The sequence below is a fragment of the Bartonella sp. ML70XJBT genome (genome assembly GCF_028618425.1).
Lineage (GTDB): Bacteria > Pseudomonadota > Alphaproteobacteria > Rhizobiales > Rhizobiaceae > Bartonella.
In genome coordinates, this window is record NZ_JAQISX010000020.1 from 1 (window position 1) to 17,296 (window position 17,296).

The 17,296-nt window shown below is 38.4% G+C and carries 13 protein-coding genes; 1 reads left to right on the top strand and 12 read right to left on the bottom strand.

What is annotated here, in order from left to right:
* Positions 1-122: 122 nt before the first annotated feature.
* Together PVV65_RS07620 and PVV65_RS07625 are read right to left on the bottom strand one after the other, a co-directional pair.
* Positions 123-761: an ATP-binding cassette domain-containing protein gene (locus tag PVV65_RS07620; protein ID WP_273789774.1), complete on the bottom strand. Its 639-nt coding sequence runs from the start codon at positions 759-761 to the stop codon at positions 123-125.
* 542 nt (positions 762-1,303) lie between these two features.
* The gene (locus PVV65_RS07625; protein ID WP_273789775.1) at positions 1,304-2,287 is read right to left on the bottom strand and encodes an RluA family pseudouridine synthase; all 984 of its coding nucleotides are present in this window, start codon (positions 2,285-2,287) and stop codon (positions 1,304-1,306) included.
* Positions 2,288-2,493: 206 nt separating this feature from the next.
* Between PVV65_RS07625 and PVV65_RS07630 the strand changes: the two genes are divergently transcribed.
* Positions 2,494-4,323 carry a glucan ABC transporter ATP-binding protein/ permease gene (locus tag PVV65_RS07630; RefSeq protein WP_273789776.1) on the top strand — a complete coding sequence of 610 codons (1,830 nt, stop codon included), beginning with the start codon at positions 2,494-2,496 and terminating at the stop codon, positions 4,321-4,323.
* A 533-nt stretch (positions 4,324-4,856) separates the two neighbouring features.
* Here the strand turns inward: PVV65_RS07630 and alaS are convergent.
* From alaS to secY, 10 genes are all read right to left on the bottom strand, one after another.
* Positions 4,857-7,529, bottom strand: coding sequence for an alanine--tRNA ligase (gene alaS / locus PVV65_RS07635; RefSeq protein WP_273789777.1), 2,673 nt, complete (start codon positions 7,527-7,529; stop codon positions 4,857-4,859).
* A gap of 207 nt (positions 7,530-7,736) precedes the next feature.
* Positions 7,737-8,780 (bottom strand): recombinase RecA, encoded by a 1,044-nt coding sequence (gene recA / locus PVV65_RS07640; protein ID WP_273789778.1) that lies wholly within the window; start codon positions 8,778-8,780, stop codon positions 7,737-7,739.
* 914 nt (positions 8,781-9,694) lie between these two features.
* Positions 9,695-11,014 (bottom strand): replication-associated recombination protein A, encoded by a 1,320-nt coding sequence (locus tag PVV65_RS07645; protein ID WP_273789779.1) that lies wholly within the window; start codon positions 11,012-11,014, stop codon positions 9,695-9,697.
* 8 nt (positions 11,015-11,022) lie between these two features.
* Positions 11,023-12,417: a DegQ family serine endoprotease gene (locus tag PVV65_RS07650; protein ID WP_273789780.1), complete on the bottom strand. Its 1,395-nt coding sequence runs from the start codon at positions 12,415-12,417 to the stop codon at positions 11,023-11,025.
* A gap of 269 nt (positions 12,418-12,686) precedes the next feature.
* Positions 12,687-13,115 (bottom strand): 50S ribosomal protein L17, encoded by a 429-nt coding sequence (gene rplQ / locus PVV65_RS07655; protein WP_273755512.1) that lies wholly within the window; start codon positions 13,113-13,115, stop codon positions 12,687-12,689.
* A gap of 24 nt (positions 13,116-13,139) precedes the next feature.
* Positions 13,140-14,153, bottom strand: a complete 1,014-nt coding sequence (locus PVV65_RS07660; protein ID WP_120122461.1) for a DNA-directed RNA polymerase subunit alpha — start codon at positions 14,151-14,153, stop codon at positions 13,140-13,142.
* 94 nt (positions 14,154-14,247) lie between these two features.
* Positions 14,248-14,637 carry a 30S ribosomal protein S11 gene (gene rpsK / locus PVV65_RS07665; protein ID WP_005773294.1) on the bottom strand — a complete coding sequence of 130 codons (390 nt, stop codon included), beginning with the start codon at positions 14,635-14,637 and terminating at the stop codon, positions 14,248-14,250.
* A gap of 112 nt (positions 14,638-14,749) precedes the next feature.
* Entirely contained in the window at positions 14,750-15,118 is a 369-nt protein-coding gene (gene rpsM / locus PVV65_RS07670; protein WP_273789781.1) for a 30S ribosomal protein S13, read from the bottom strand.
* 177 nt (positions 15,119-15,295) lie between these two features.
* On the bottom strand, positions 15,296-15,874 hold the full coding sequence (locus tag PVV65_RS07675) for an adenylate kinase (RefSeq protein ID WP_273789782.1): 579 nt from the start codon (positions 15,872-15,874) through the stop codon (positions 15,296-15,298).
* The gene (gene secY, locus PVV65_RS07680) at positions 15,871-17,217 is read right to left on the bottom strand and encodes a preprotein translocase subunit SecY (RefSeq protein WP_273755539.1); all 1,347 of its coding nucleotides are present in this window, start codon (positions 17,215-17,217) and stop codon (positions 15,871-15,873) included. Before secY ends, PVV65_RS07675 begins: the two co-directional genes overlap by 4 nt.
* Positions 17,218-17,296 lie beyond the last annotated feature (79 nt).

Below are 17,296 nucleotides of genomic sequence, written 5' to 3' on the forward strand. Positions count from 1 at the left end.
GTCAAAATACAATTTTACAAAACGCGCATTTAATGGTAAAAAATAACCATAAAAACAACAAATTACCACCTATTCCTAACTAATCCCACCTCTTCCCACTTAGTACAAAACCTACTGTCAAACTACAATCCTAAACCTTGCTCTCTTTTTAGTTTTTTAAGCAGTTCTCTGATTTCATGTTTGGAGGTAATATCAAGACCAATGGTTGGTTCATCTAAAAACAACAGCTTAGGTCTAAAGGACAAATTAAACGCCAATTCACTTTTTACTCTCTCACCAAGGCTTAGCATGCGTACGGGCTTATCCATGATATGCTCAATGTCTAATAACTCTGTGATTTCTTTAAGATCACGGATAAAAGAGCTCCGTTCAAGGTCATATAAGGGTTGAACCATTTCTAGACTATAGCGTAAGGGTAAATCCCACCATAAGCAATTTTTGTGACCAAAGACGACCCCCAGAGACTTAAACAAATCTTTTTTCGTTTTATAAGGATTAACGCCTAAGACTTTGACATCCCCCTCATCAGCGGCTTGTATACCAGAAAGTATTTTAATCAGTGTTGATTTTCCGGCTCCATTAGGTCCAACAATGGCGAGTGCTTGCCCTGAAAAAAGGGTGAAACTAATATCTTTTAGCACGTGATGGTTTCTATAGGTTGGCTTAAAAAGAGAAACCACCTTGTTTGTAAAACCAGGTGCACTGTCTACGCTGCGGTATATTTTAGAGACCTTGTTAAGATTAATCAATAATGATCTCATCAGACACTCCTCATTTCAACTTATTCCTCTTGGAACATTTCCATAATCTTTGAATAGATTTGTTTTTTCTTTTGTGAAAAATAATCTTTCAGAAAAACGAACAGAAGAATAATTGATCATTGAAAGGTGCACTTTGCTCATAAGTTCTCATTGTATAAGCAAAGATACAAACCATAAATCTATAAATATACCCAACCCCACCGCTAGCAGGATAAACTTCCTTGAAAACAACAATTTGTTGAGAAGCTGTTCTCCCTAAGAGTTCCTGTAAAAGTCTTCAATTATTTCCCATGAAAAAATTAAAAATTGCCATCACTTTTTCAGTCAATATCCTTCAGACTTTATCTCGTTCATCTTCCTGAACCAACATGCCTCCCCAATATATCACCTCTATAGATAATTCAAAAGAGCAGCTTCATAAGCCCAAGATTATCGAAGATACACCATTTTAAAAATAACAATACAGCCAATATGGACAAAGAACTGTAGGAATAAAATTGATAATATTTAAAAGTTCATAACTCAAAAACAAATGAAGTTTTTTATTCTGTTTCAGCATCACGCTCATTAAAAGACAAAAGATTAAAACTTTGGACCATATGAGGGGGTAAAGGCGCAACAATATCCAATATGCCTCCTGAAGGATGAGGAATACGAATACGACGTGCATGAAGATGAAGGCGATTTTGAATGCCTCCTGGGAATGTCCAATTACTATCAGAAAAAAAATACTTTGAATCGCCAATGATAGGATGATCCATATGGGCAGCATGCACACGCAGTTGATGTGTTCTCCCCGTATAAGGTTCCATTTCAAGCCACGAAAGAGCTCGTCCGCGCGACTCTAAAACGCGGTAATAGGAAACCGCATGATGTGAATCCGGCTCCCCATGATCACAAACACGCATTTTATCACCTTGTGCCGTCATTTCCTTAACCATCCACGTTGAAATTTTATCCTGTTTTTTTTTAGGAACGCCCCGAACCAACGCCCAATAAGTCTTTTTTGTTTCCCGTTCTCTAAAAGCAGCTGTTAAGGCCTGTGCAGCTCCCCTAGAACGGGCAACAATAAGCACCCCCGATGTCTCACGATCAAGACGATGAACCAAACGCGGCTTTTCACCTTTTTTATTGCGCCATACCTCAAGCATACTGTCTATATGACGTGTTAAACCAGAGCCTCCTTGTACAGCAAGACCTGCTGGTTTGTTAAAAACAAAGACCTTTGGATCTTCATAGAGCAACATTTTTTTTAAAATGACTCCATCACCCTGTCCGCGAATTGTTTTATCTGTTATAGGAAGGCTTTCCTTGTTACCAACAAGTAAAGGCGGCACACGAACAACTTGACCTGTAAAAAGACGCGTATCGGCTTTAACACGTCCACCATCAACCCGTATCTGGCCAGAACGCAACAATTTTTGCAAAGCTCCAAATCCAAGCCCTGGATAATGCGCTTTAAACCAACGATCTAAACGCATTCCATTTTCATCTGTCTCAACTTTTTTTATTTCTACACCTGCCATGAAAGTTCCCTTACCTGATAATTTTATTGATCTATTTTTGCACCTTTATAAACACAAAAATTCATATTCTCGTTGGCTTTATCACACCATATTACAATGAGTATTCAAATTTGCCTTTTCTTAACGTTCAATTTTTATTAGCTAGAATTCAAGTATTATAAAAATCAACAGCCTTTACGCTTAACAGCGAATGGAGATCATTAACAGTGTCCTTATTCAAAACCTATGCACGTGTTCTCACTTACCTAAAGAGAGAGAAAAATGCATCCCTTTTGATCTGTAACGCTAATGTTATGTTAGCGATCATCACCATTGCAGAACCTATTTTATTTGGACGCGTTATTGATTCTATTACAGAAAAAACAGGGATAATCCCTACCCTTACCATTTGGGTTTGTTTTGGTCTTTCCCATATTATCGCTTATGTCCTTGTTGCTCGTGGTGCGGACCGCTTAGCCCATAGACGCCGTTTAACGGTTTTAACAGAATCTTTTGAACGTATCATTGCCATGCCTTTAATTTGGCATCAACAACGCGGAACTTCCAACGCACTCCATACACTTTTGCGCGCAACAGACACCATGTCAAGTATATGGCTTGATTTTATGCGTCAACATCTCTCAACACTTGTTGCTTTATTGGTTCTCATCCCCACAGCCTTTAACATGAATTGGCGTCTTTCAATAGTCTTAGTTGTACTTGCCATCATCTATGTCTTAATTGCCCGTTTAGTAATGCGAAAAACAAAAAACGGACAAGCCGCTGTAGAATGCTATCACCATAACCTTTTTAAACATGTCAGTGATTCAATCTCCAATGTTTCTATTGTACAAAGTTATAACCGAATAAAGGAAGAAGCGTCCATACTGCACCAACATACAAATGCTCTGCTTAAAGCACAAAATCCTGTTCTCAATTGGTGGGCGCTCGCCAGTGGCTTAAATCGAATGGCTTCCACAGTTTCAATCGTTTGTGTTCTTCTCCTTGGAGCTTTTTTTGTTGCAAGAGGTCAATTAAGGGTAGGTGAAGTCGTTGCTTTTGTCGGATTTGCACAACTCATGATTAGCCGTCTAGATCAAATGAGCAATTTTATTAATTGTGCAATATCCTCACAAACGAAACTGCAAGAGTTTTTTGAAATGGAAGACTCAACTTTCTCTATCAACGAACCACAAGATCTCCCTTCCCTACAAAATGTTAAAGGTGCTATACAATTTCATCACGTTACCTATAAATTCCCAAATTCTTCTCAAGGTGTTTTTGACATTTCCTTTGAGGTTAAAGCAGGGCAAACTGTTGCGATTGTAGGACCAACAGGAGGTGGAAAGACAACATTAATCAATTTATTGCAGCGCATATACGACCCTACCTTCGGACATATCTCCATTGATGGAATAAATATATGCTCGATCAATCGCGAATCTTTACGAAAATCTCTAGCAACAGTGTTTCAAGATACAGGACTTTTCAATCGCAGTATTCATGACAATATCTCAATAGGAAAAGAAAGTGCAACAAAGGAAGAACTTTACGAAGCAGCAAAAATAGCAGAAGCTCACGATTTTATTCTAAAAAAAGCTGATCGTTATAACACAATGGTGGGCGAACGAGGATCTCGATTATCAGGTGGAGAAAAACAACGGTTAGCAATTGCACGCGCAGTTTTAAAAAATGCTCCTATTCTCATTCTTGATGAAGCAACAAGCGCTCTTGATGTTGAAACAGAAGCACGTGTCAAAGATGCTCTTGATTGCATAAGTCATAACCGCACCACGTTCATTATAGCACATCGCCTTTCAACAATACGCAATGCTGATGTGGTACTCTTTCTGGAACAGGGTTATTTAATTGAAAAAGGAAGCTTTCAAGAATTGATCGATAAAGAAGGGCGTTTTTCTAAATTTTTAAAAGCAAGCAATTTAACAATCACGCCCCCCAAAAGAGAAGGAAAAAATGAAAACGTCATCCCCTTACATGAAGCCATGCATCATAAAAATAATTACTCTTCACAAATCTCATGCAAAAAAATATCTTAATGCCAAAAATTACAAAAACACTTTATTAGTGCAAATGCGGTAAGTGCACACAGAAAAATTTAAATTAATATATGTTTTGTAATTTGCAGAAAAACCTGTTCTCTTATACATAAGCCGCAAAGGAAACCAATAAAACAGCTCTAAAAAATGAACTTCTTATGAAGTGCGAGTAATAATTTAAGCAACTTGAAAAGAAAAAACGATATATTACAACTTCATAAGCTTAAGAAACTGTTCTGCAATAAATCTTTCGTTATCCTCTTCATAATTCTTATTGTGAAATATGAATAGAGATATTTCTTTTAAAATCAATATAATAGATGCTATATTTCATGAAATATATGATCCGTTCAGTTCATATACAAAAGCACGAATCACCCCATAATTTTGCCAACGCAACACTGTTTTTTTTATCTTTACGATTTTATCTCTCTCAATGAGACTGTATCTACATTTTAGTAATACACCAGACAGACATCCGTTTAGACGCCAATCCAACATACAAATGTAAAAAACACCGATAAGGAAATTTTTTACTTTTTAAATTTTTCTAGAAAATCTTTTAGTGCTGCAAATGCCTCATCAGCCTTGTTCCCCTCAGGACCACCAGCCTGGGCCATATCAGGACGCCCTCCACCGCCTTTCCCACCAAGAACAGATGAAAGAATACGAACGAGATCAACAGCATTTAACTTATCTGTTAAATCATCCGTAACACCAACAACAGCACTCCCCTTGCCATCTTCTGAAACAGCAATAAAAGCAATAACCCCTGATTCAATTTGTTTTTTACCAGAATCAACAAGTGCCTTAAGATCCCGTGGTGGAATATTGTTCACAACACGTCCCATAAAAGAAAGTTCATTGATGATACTAATATCATCTTGACCATCTCTCTTTGTTTCACCACTCAGCAGCATTTTTTTGCGCACATCATTCAACTCTTTTTCAAGTTTACGGCGATCTTCAAGCAAATTTTCAATCCGTTCTTCTACACCCGTAGCAGAAGTTTTTAAAAGATTAGCAATTTCACGGATACGCGCCTCTTGGCATCTCAGATAAAGACGTGCTGCTGTGCCTGTTAAAGCTTCAATACGACGTACTCCAGAAGCGACAGAATTTTCAGAAACAATATGAATCAAACCAATATCCCCCGTTCTTTCCACATGTGTTCCTCCACAAAGTTCAATTGACCAACGCTTTTTTAATCTTCCTTTTTCAAGCAAGTCTCCCATCGAAACAACACGTACTTCGTCACCATATTTTTCACCAAAAAGTGCCATTGCCCCTTCAGAAATTGCATCATCAACAGCCATAAGGCGGGTTGTTATCTCGCTATTTTGCAAAACAATGTCATTTGCTAAATCTTCTATTTTTTTCAATTCTTCTGCAGAAACAGATTTTGGATGAGAAAAATCAAAACGTAACCGTTCCGGCGAGACAAGAGAGCCCTTCTGTGTAACATGGGATCCCAATACTTGACGTAAAGCCTCGTGTAATAAATGGGTAGCAGAATGATTGGCACGAATTTTTTTACGACGAATACCATCAACCGTTAATTCTAAACAATCAGATGCCTTTGCCTGACCAGATTTAACCTTTCCGATATGAAGAATAACACCCTCAGCCTTTTTCTGTGTATCGTGCACTTCAAAAATAAAATTTTCACCAGAAATAATACCGCTATCACCAACTTGCCCACCAGATTCACCATAAAAAGGAGTCTGATTTAACACAAGAATAGCTTTCTGCCCTGAAGAAACCTCATCAACAATTTTACCATCACACACAAGAGCTGTAATAATACCTTCAGCTTTTTCTGTTTCATAACCCAAAAATTCTGTAACCCCTACCAGATCACGAATAGAAAACCAAATTGTCTCTGCTACAACTTCACCTGAACCAGACCAATGAGCACGGGCTTCTTCTTTCTGGTGTTCCATTGCTTTATCAAAGGTATCAACATCAACAGATATTCCACGACGCCGAAGAACATCCTGCGTTAAGTCAAGTGGAAAGCCATAGGTGTCATAAAGCTTGAAAGCAACTTCACCATTTAAATCATCACCTTCTTTAAGATGAGCACTTGCATCATTTAACAACCCCAATCCTCGTTCAAGAGTCTTGCGAAAGCGCACTTCTTCTAGCTTCAAAGTTTCTGCAATCAAAGATTCAGCACGCACCAATTCTGGATAAGCTTGTCCCATTTCGCGGATAAGAGCAGGCAAAAGCCGCCACATTAAGGGTTCTTTAGCACCAAGCAGATGTGCATGACGCATAGCACGACGCATAATACGACGTAAAACATATCCCCTTCCCTCATTAGAAGGAAGAACACCATCCGCAATCAAAAATGCGCATGAGCGAAGATGATCAGCAATGACACGATGGCTGGCAATAAAATCACCCTTTGCCTCAATCCCTGTCATTTCTTGTGATGCACCAATTAATGCACGAAAAAGATCAATGTCATAATTATCATGCACCCCCTGTAAAACAGCAGCAATACGCTCTAACCCCATACCAGTATCGATAGAAGGATGAGGCAATTCAATCCGCTCTTCCTTACTAAACTGCTCATACTGCATAAAGACAAGATTCCAAATCTCAATAAAACGATCACCATCTTCATCCACACTTCCAGGAGGTCCCCCAAAAATTTCATCACCATGATCATAAAAAATCTCTGAACAAGGACCACAGGGACCAGTTTCTCCCATCGACCAAAAATTATCTGCCGTCGCAATACGGATAATTTTTTTGTCTGAAAGACCTGAAATTTTACGCCATAATTGTGCCGCAACATCATCACTCTGATAAACAGTTACCAACAATTTATCTTTAGGAAGACAAAACTCCTTTGTTAAAAGATTCCATGATAAAAAAATGGCTTCTTCTTTGAAATAATCACCAAAGGAAAAATTACCCAGCATCTCAAAAAACGTATGATGGCGCGCTGTATAGCCAACATTGTCAAGATCATTATGCTTTCCACCCGCACGAACACATTTTTGCGCCGTTGTTGCCTTTTTATAAGAATGCTGTTCAAGTCCAGTAAAAACATTTTTAAACTGTACCATTCCTGCATTTGTAAACATGAGTGTGGGATCATTACGTGGAACAAGGGGGCTAGAAGAAAGAACTTTATGCCCATTACGATGAAAATAATCCAAAAATGTTGACCGGATATTATTAACACTATTCATATCAATACCTGCAGAATACAGCACCAAACCATAAAAGAAAAATCCCCCTCGTTAAATATCCTCTTTGCCAAGCATGGAGTTGATTTAATCAAAGAATGGAATTTCATTTAAAAAAATTGAGAAAAAAATGACTGTATATTTAAAACTCAAACAAATAAAAATAGAAAAAACCTAAATAAAGCACTTAATGCTCAAATAAACATAGCATCAAATTGCTTCATCACTTTCTGTTACATCTGCTCCTGCATTTTCTAACAATTCAATGGCAATCAAACCAGCATTTTGACGCAAAGCTGTTTCGATTTCTGCAGCAATTTCCGGATGTTGCCGCAAAAACTGCTTCGCATTTTCACGTCCCTGCCCTAAACGTTGAGAATTATAAGAAAACCATGAGCCAGATTTTTCCACAATACCAACTTTGACTCCCAAATCAATCAATTCACCTAATTTGGAAATCCCCTCACCATAAATAATATCAAATTCAACCTGTTTGAAGGGAGGAGCCAATTTATTCTTCACCACTTTAACACGGGTCTGATTACCAACGATCATATCCCGATCTTTAATGGAGCCAATGCGGCGAATATCCAAACGAACAGAAGCATAAAACTTTAAAGCATTCCCACCTGTTGTCGTTTCAGGAGAACCAAACATCACACCAATTTTCATGCGAATTTGATTAATAAAGATCACCATACAGTTAGAGCGGAAAATTGAAGCCGTAAGTTTCCGCAAAGCTTTACTCATCAAGCGTGCTTGCAATCCAGGTAAAGCATCACCCATTTCTCCATCAATTTCTGCACGCGGCGTTAAAGCCGCCACAGAATCAACAACAAGTACATCAACAGCACCAGAACGCACCAATGTTTCTGTAATTTCTAATGCCTGCTCACCGGTATCAGGTTGAGAAATAAACAAGTTTTCTAAATCAACGCCGAGCTTTCGCGCATAAATAGGATCAAGGGCGTGCTCAGCATCAATAAAAGCACAAATCCCACCAATTTTCTGTGCTTCAGCAATAGCATGAAGAGCCAATGTTGTCTTTCCAGAACTTTCTGGTCCATAAATCTCAACAATCCTCCCTTTTGGTAATCCACCAACACCCAAAGCAATATCCAAGGACAATGACCCCGTTGGAACTGTTTCAATTTCAACAACTTGCTCCTTTTGCCCAAGACGCATAATGGAGCCTTTACCGAAAGAACGTTCAATTTGAGCGAGAGCAGCATCGAGAGCTTTTGTTTTATCCACGATTATATCCTTGACGATTCATAACAATCTAATACTTAAACTGTACATTGCACTTTTAATTTAACTAAAGCTTTAAGTTTAGATTTTCACAGACTATTTTCATCCTTACCCTTACGTTATGTCTATAACATATCATAACCCGCAAAATAAAGAACTGGTATTCCCTATTTTATGACACAACATAGAATCTAAATAAAATAATACTTCTACACGAGAGCAAATTAACACATTTATCTCTTTCTAGAAAAGAAACAATTTAAATTTCAACACAATGTTTGATCTTTCTGCCTACCCCTTAATTTTCTAAGAGACAAACTCTCCCCTTAATTACACAAAAACGCCTCATCAATCAAAACCACACCCTATTGCATCGAAAAACAAAACACTTTTATGTTGCATATTCACGTACTTGTTTAAAAAAGCATCTTTCAACGCTCGTTACACCCATTTTTTGACGGCGCTTGTGAAATGGTATATGTAAAATCCATTGAGCAACAACCTCTTTATGCTCAGTACCACAATCATCACACCACCACCCACTTTTCCCACCCCCAATGGTGCAGTGGCTCTCAACACTTAAGACTCTTCATAAGAGTCATTTTTAGTTTTATTCTTGTATAGTTTTTATCACACGTGATCCAGCATGTAACATACAAGCGAATGGTTGTGATTGATGAGATTTGGCATGAGAGAATCGTATAGTATCTGAAGTTCTCATTCAACATACAAAACATTGGATAATCAATATCTTAATCAATTAAAATCATAAAAAGATATGCTTTTTGAAGGGATCAAAAAAATTGCACTACGAGCAATATAATAAATGTTAAAAATAAAACTAAATTGTTCATACAATAAAACGAGGAATAAAAAATAAATCTAAGTTCAATAAAAAACGTGTTTTAACTCAAATTTTATGGTTTATTTTTACGTTTTTTGCGCAATTGTTTCCACCATTCAAGACGTTTCACAATTTCACGCTCAAATCCACGCTCAACTGGTTTATAATAACTCTGTCGCCCAAGTTTTTCGGGAAAATATTCTTGTCCAGAGAAGGCATCTGGTTCATCATGATCATAACAATAACCATCTCCATACCCTTCCTCCTTCATCAATTTCGTCGATGCATTAAGGATATGTTTAGGAGGTGGTAAAGAACCATTTTTTTGTGCACAACGCAATGCAGCTTTATATGCAAGATATGTCGCGTTTGACTTTGGTGCCGTTGCAACATAAAGACATGCCTGTGCCAAAGCCAATTCTCCTTCTGGTGATCCTAAATAATCATAGGCATCTTTTGCCGCATTACAAATGACAAGAGCTTGGGGATCCGCCAAACCAACATCTTCAACAGCCATACGAACCAATCTTCGCCCAATATAGAGAGGATCTTCACCAGCATCCAACATACGTGCTAAATAATAAAGCGCCGCATCAGGATCAGAGCCACGAACAGATTTATGCAACGCTGAAATAAGATTATAGTGCCCATCTCGTCCTTTATCATAAATGGGTGCACGACGCTGAATAACTTTTTGCAACGCACCAGCATCAAGAATCTCTCCGGAACGCACAACAGACCAAACTTCCTCTGCTAATGTCAATGCTACCCGCGCATCTCCATCAGACATCCCTATCAAAGTATCTCTGGCCCCATCATCCAAAGGAAGAGACTTCCCTACCACTTTTTCAGTGTTCTTCAAAAGCATGCCTAAACTTTCATGATCATGAGAAAAAAATGTTAAAACCCGCGCACGCGAAAGAAGAGCAGCATTAAGTTCAAAAGAAGGATTTTCAGTTGTTGCACCGATAAGAACCACCGTACCATCTTCCATCACAGGAAGAAAACTATCCTGCTGTGCACGATTAAACCGATGAATTTCATCAACAAAGAGAAGCGTTTTATCCCCAGACATAAAACGCCTCTGTGCAACTTCAAAAATCTTTTTAAGTTCAGAAACACCTGTAAAAATAGCAGAAATTTGTTCAAACGCAAAATTTGTTTCAAGTGCTAACAAACGTGCAACTGTTGTTTTTCCGGTCCCTGGAGGCCCCCAAAAAATCATCGATCCAATTGAGCCCGCTGCCACCATCCGTGAAAGCAAACCATCCTCTCCAATTAAATGTTTTTGTCCCACAACTTCATTGAGAGAACAAGGACGCATTCTTTCCGCAAGTGGCTGATTTTTATTAACTTTAGGATCAATCGACGAAGTAAAAAAATCTTTCTTCAAAAAAAACCTCAACGAATAAATTGGCGAATATACATACCATCACGTTCATATTCCAATTGCCAAGTACGCGAACGCGTTTGCATAAGAATCTTTTTCAACTGATGAACTGTTTGAATCTTATAGCCATTGACAACACGTAAGATATCTCTGGGCCGAAAAATTCCCGCAGCATTGCTCATTTCATCAAGACTGGTAATCACAACACCTTTTGCCGATATAGGAAGATGAAAACGTCGACTATTTTGCGGTGTTAAATCTAACACTTCGGCCCCAGCAAGAGGATTATCACCTGTAATTTTTTCAGATTTTAAAAATGCAGTTTCCGATATTGATGCAACCTTCATCTGTGTTTTTAAAATTTTTCCACTTCGTAAATATTCTAAAGCAAGACTATGGCCAATGTCCGCTGTCATTAAACGATACCCAAGACTATCTGGACTATCAACGCGCACCCCCTGTACACTCAAAATAACATCACCTACTTTCAAACCGGCTTTTTCAGCAGGACTGTCTTTGATAACTTCAATAATAAGAGCACCATAAGGGCGTTCTAAACCTAAACCACCAGCAATATCAGGTGTAACATTTTGAAAGGATGCCCCAATATAAGGTGGCACAAAATATTTTCCACCGCGTTTAACTGTATCAAGCATCACTTTTACAAGATTAACTGGAATAGCAAAACCAATCCCTACAGAACCACCGGAACGTGAATAAATAGCCGTATTAATTCCGATTAATTGTCCCTTCATATCAATTAAAGCGCCACCAGAATTTCCTGGATTAATGGCTGCATCTGTTTGAATAAAAAAGTCAAAATCTGAAATCCCAACACGTGTACGCGCTTGCGCTGAAACAATACCACTTGTAACCGTTTGACCAACACCAAAAGGATTACCAATGGCTAAAACAAGATCACCAACTTCAACAGTATCAGAATCCCCCAAAGGAAGAACAGGAAACTGTGTATCTTTTACATCAACTTCCAAAATAGCAATATCGGTTGCTTCATCTTTGAGTACGACCTTACTCTCAAATTCTCGCCCATCAGAAAAAGCTACCTTAATTTCGCTTGCATCTTTAATGACGTGGTAATTTGTAACAATCAAACCACGCGCATCAACAATCACTCCTGATCCTAATGATGATTGCTTACGAACAGGAAAATTATTTTGCAAACGACCAAAAAATTGCTCAAAAAATGGATCACCCTCAAAAGGTGAACGTGCTCTAATTTGTCGAGCTGCATAAATATTGACCACAGAGGGAACTGTCTTTTTAACTAAAGGAGCAAATGAAAGAGTGATTTCTTTTTGTGTTTGAGGAACATGAGCATATACATGATCAAACGATATCAGCATCATAATGGCAAAAAAAAGCCGCACCCCAAAAGAATACCTCATAATCTACTCCTTATAAAATCAGCCCATTCTGTTGAATATTCATAGAATTTTTTAAAAGCATCCCCATAAATAAAGGATTTCTATTAATATTTCATAATAGAGAATAAAAACAACCTATTTAAACAGTAAATATTATAAAAATAAAACAATTCAATATCCTATAATTTTTTCTCACCATCGATTTCTCAAGTAAAACAAACTTTAAAAATAAGCATAAAAAAAACCGCCTAAGACAAGGCGGCCTTTTAAAAACCAATAAAATAAAAAACTTATGAGGACGTGCTCTTCTCATTCTCTGAAGCTTCCATACGAGCACGATCCCCTGCCCCCTTTGCTTCGACATCACGATCAACAAATTCTATAACAGCCATGGGCGCATTATCACCGGTACGAAACCCCGCTTTCATAATACGCAAATATCCACCATTGCGTGAAGCATAACGCGGCGCAAGTGTATCAAATAACTTTGCAACCTTTTCTGTATCACGAAGTGCTGCAATTGCTTGTCGACGCGCGTGCAAACCACCACGCTTACCAAGAGTAACAAGCTTTTCAACAATAGGACGAATTTCTTTAGCCTTTGGAAGTGTTGTCACAATCTGCTCATGCTCGATCAACGAAGTTGCCATATTTGCAAACATCGCTTTACGGTGACTGGCAGTCCGGTTCAACTTGCGGCCTGACTTACTATGGCGCATAAGCCCTCTCCTTAAATTCTAATTTTAATACTGATCTTCATAACGTTTAGCAAGATCATCAATGTTTTCAGGCGGCCATGCAGGAATTTCCATTCCAAGATGTAACCCCATACATGCCAAAACTTCTTTAATCTCATTCAATGACTTACGACCAAAATTTGGTGTTCGAAGCATTTCAGATTCTGTTTTTTGAATAAGATCACCAATATAAACAATATTATCATTCTTAAGACAATTTGCCGAACGAACCGAAAGCTCTAATTCATCCACTTTTTTGAGAAGTGCCGGATTAAAGGAAAGCTCAGAATCCGCCTCTTCAACAGGCTCTTTCTGAGGCTCTTCAAAGTTAATAAATAACGATAATTGATCCTGAAGAATGCGCGCTGCAAAAGCAACAGCATCTTCTCCATTAACAGCACCATTCGTTTCAATCGTTAACGTCAATTTATCATAATCGAGAACCTGACCTTCACGTGTATTTTCCACTTTATAAGACACTTTACGAATTGGTGAATAAAGACTATCAATTGGAATTAATCCTATGCGCCCATCATCGACACAATTCCGATCAGATGGAACATACCCTTTCCCCGTATTGACAATAAATTCCATACGAATTTCAGCATCTTCATCAAGGGTACAAATAACATGATCCGGATTGAGGATTTCCATATCCCCAACGATACTGATGTCCCCTGCTTTCACAACACCAGGACCCTCTTTATAAACGACGAGACGTTTAGGCCCTTCTTCTTCCATACGAAGCGCAATTTCCTTTATATTCAGAATAATATCTGTAACATCTTCACGGACACCTGGAATTGATGAAAATTCATGTAAGACACCATCAATCTGTACAGCAGTAATAGCAGCACCACGAAGCGAAGATAACAACACACGACGAAGTGCATTTCCTAAAGTCAAACCAAACCCACGCTCAAGAGGCTCAGCGATTACGCTTGTAATATTCGGATTATCATGCGTATATGATTCAACCTTGTTGGGTTTAATAAGTTCCTGCCAGTTTTTCTGGATCATATTTTTATTCCCGTTCTTTAGTTCCGTTACCATTCAATCGTAACGACCAATGTGAACATCAGAGAAATCTCCGACAACAAAAAACAACACCCAATTAAACACGCCGCCTTTTACGCGGACGACATCCATTATGAGGAATTGGTGTTACATCACGAATAGAAGTGATGACAAAACCAACAGATTGCAACGCACGTAAAGCAGATTCACGCCCTGCCCCAGGACCACAAACTTCAACTTCCAAAGAACGCATACCATGTTCTTGTGCTTTTCTCGCACAATCTTCCGCAGCAACTTGAGCGGCAAAAGGTGTAGATTTACGCGCCCCCTTAAACCCTTGAGCGCCAGCAGATGACCAAGCAATTGCATTTCCCTGAGCATCAGTAATGGTAATCATTGTATTATTAAATGTTGAATTGATATGCACAACACCCGATGAAATATTTTTACGTTCGCGACGACGAACACGTGTGGCTTCCTTGGCCATAGTTTTCCTTTCAACGATCTCAACACTGCCGTAATATCAGCAGCTCCACCTTCTGTTTCTTGTCAAACCGCTTTCAACAAGAAACAGAATAAATAAACTTCCAAAAAGCTTCTTATTTCTTCTTACCAGCAATTGCCTTAGCAGGTCCCTTACGTGTACGAGCATTTGTATGTGTACGCTGTCCCCGGACAGGTAAAGACCGACGATGACGCAATCCACGATAACAACCAAGGTCCATCAAACGCTTAACATTCATAGCAACTTCACGACGAAGATCACCTTCAACTTGATATCCCTGATCTATTGCTTCACGAATCTGTAGCACCTCGGCATCTGAAAGCTCATGCACACGACGGCCCGCGGGAATGCCAACCTTTTCAATAATTTTTTGAGCAAATTTTGGTCCAATCCCGTGGATATATTGAAGCGCAATAATGACACGCTTATTTGTCGGGATATTGACGCCAGCAATACGAGCCACGCCTACTCTCCTTAGTTATGTTGACAAATTATTATAAAATACCTGATGTACCTTATAGAAAAAACAGACTCAGAACAAAATCCTTCCGAATCCACTTATTTAATTGAAATAAATTAAAGTTGTTTGTGATAGATTTCATCTCAAAAGTCAACTCTTTTCATTTAATTCTAAAAAATCTCATGAAAGAAAACCTTTAATCTTATGCGTCACTTCAGTAATATCAATCATTCCATCAATGACCTTTAACATTCCTCTCTCTGAATAAAATTTTGATAAAGGAGATGTTTTTTCACGGTATTCTACTAATCTTTTTGTAAAAGCAACAGGGTTATCATCTAAACGGATCTGTCCACCGGCCGCTATTGTATCCTGAACGCGCTTTTCCATACGTTCAATCAATGCACCTTCATCAACACACAACTCAATGACAGCATCAAGGTGCATATTTTTTGACTCAAGTATCTGTTGTAATGCTTCTGCCTGTCCTACAGTCCTTGGATATCCATCCAAAATAAAACCATTTACACAATCAGGCTCATCAATCCGATCTGATACGATTTGATTAACAAGACTATCAGGAACCAAAGAACCTGAACTTATAATAGCTTTAGCTTTTTTACCAATTTCCGTTTCTTTAGCAATAACCTCACGTAACATATCTCCTGTTGATAAATGAGGAATATTATATTCCTCAGTTAACATCTTAGCTTGCGTCCCTTTTCCTGCTCCAGGAGGGCCTAAAAGAACCACTCTCATCTATTTCTTCGACCTCCACGAAGTTTTGATTTTTTTATCAACCCTTCATATTGGTGTGCAACAAGATGCCCCTGGATTTGAGCAACTGTATCAAGAGTAACAGTCACAACAATCAGCAAAGACGTCCCCCCAAGATAAAAAGGAACCTGGAATGCAGATATCATAAATTCAGGGAGTAAACAAACCAAGATAATATAAATAGCGCCCACAACAGTAATACGCGTCAAAACATAATCAATATATTCCGCTGTACGTTCACCTGGACGAATTCCTGGAATAAAACCAGAATGTTTCTTCAACTGATCCGCAGTATCACTCGGATTAAACACAATAGCTGTATAAAAAAAGCAAAAAAACGCCATTAAAAATGCATAAACAATCATATAAAGTGGCTGCCCATGACCAAGAGAATAAGAAATTGTTTGCATCCATTGTGGCATTTTATCAGAAAAATTATTAATAGTGGCGGGTAATAACAATAAAGATGAAGCAAAAATAGGCGGAATAACACCAGCAGTATTCAATTTTAAAGGAAGATGCGACATATCGCCTTGAAACATTTGGTTACCAACCTGACGTTTCGGGTACTGAATAATAATCCGCCGTTGCGCACGTTCTATAAAAACAATAAGTCCGATAACCAAGACAGCAATAAAAACGATTGCTATTAAAAGAAAAGTTGATAAATCAGCCTGACTATGCGCAGTCAAAAGCTGAGCAAAAGTAGAAGGAAAGTTGGCTACAATCCCTGTAAAAATGATGAGAGAAACCCCATTACCAACACCGCGTGACGTAATTTGCTCACCAAGCCACATGAGAAACATTGTTCCGCCAACAAGTGTAATAACAGAAGAGATACGAAACATGAGACCTGGTTCTAGAACAATTTGAAGTCCTGTCCCTATACCGCTTTCAAGCGCAACCGCAATACCAAAAGCTTGCAGAATAGCCAATACGACTGTCACATAGCGCGTATATTGATTAATCACCTTACGACCGACATCACCCTCCTTTTTAAGAGTCTCCAAAGAAGGAATAACGGACGTGAGCAATTGTACAATAATAGATGCCGATATATAGGGCATAATTCCTAGCGCAAAAATTGCCATACGCCCAACAGCGCCTCCAGCAAACATATTAAAAAGTCCTAAAACACCTGATGCATGATGTTCAAATGTTTGCCGCAAAGCATCAATATTAATACCCGGAAGAGAAATATAAGTGCCAAAACGATAGACAAGAAGTGCCGCCAGAGTAAACCAGATACGTTTCTTTAACTCAGTTGCACGCGAAAAGGTACCGAAGTTTATATTGGAAGCAAATTGCTCTGCTGCTGATGCCATAAAACGTCTCCACTTCACACTTCAGTTCTTTAAGTTACAGAACTATAACTCTAAAATTCATATCTTTACACACAAATAA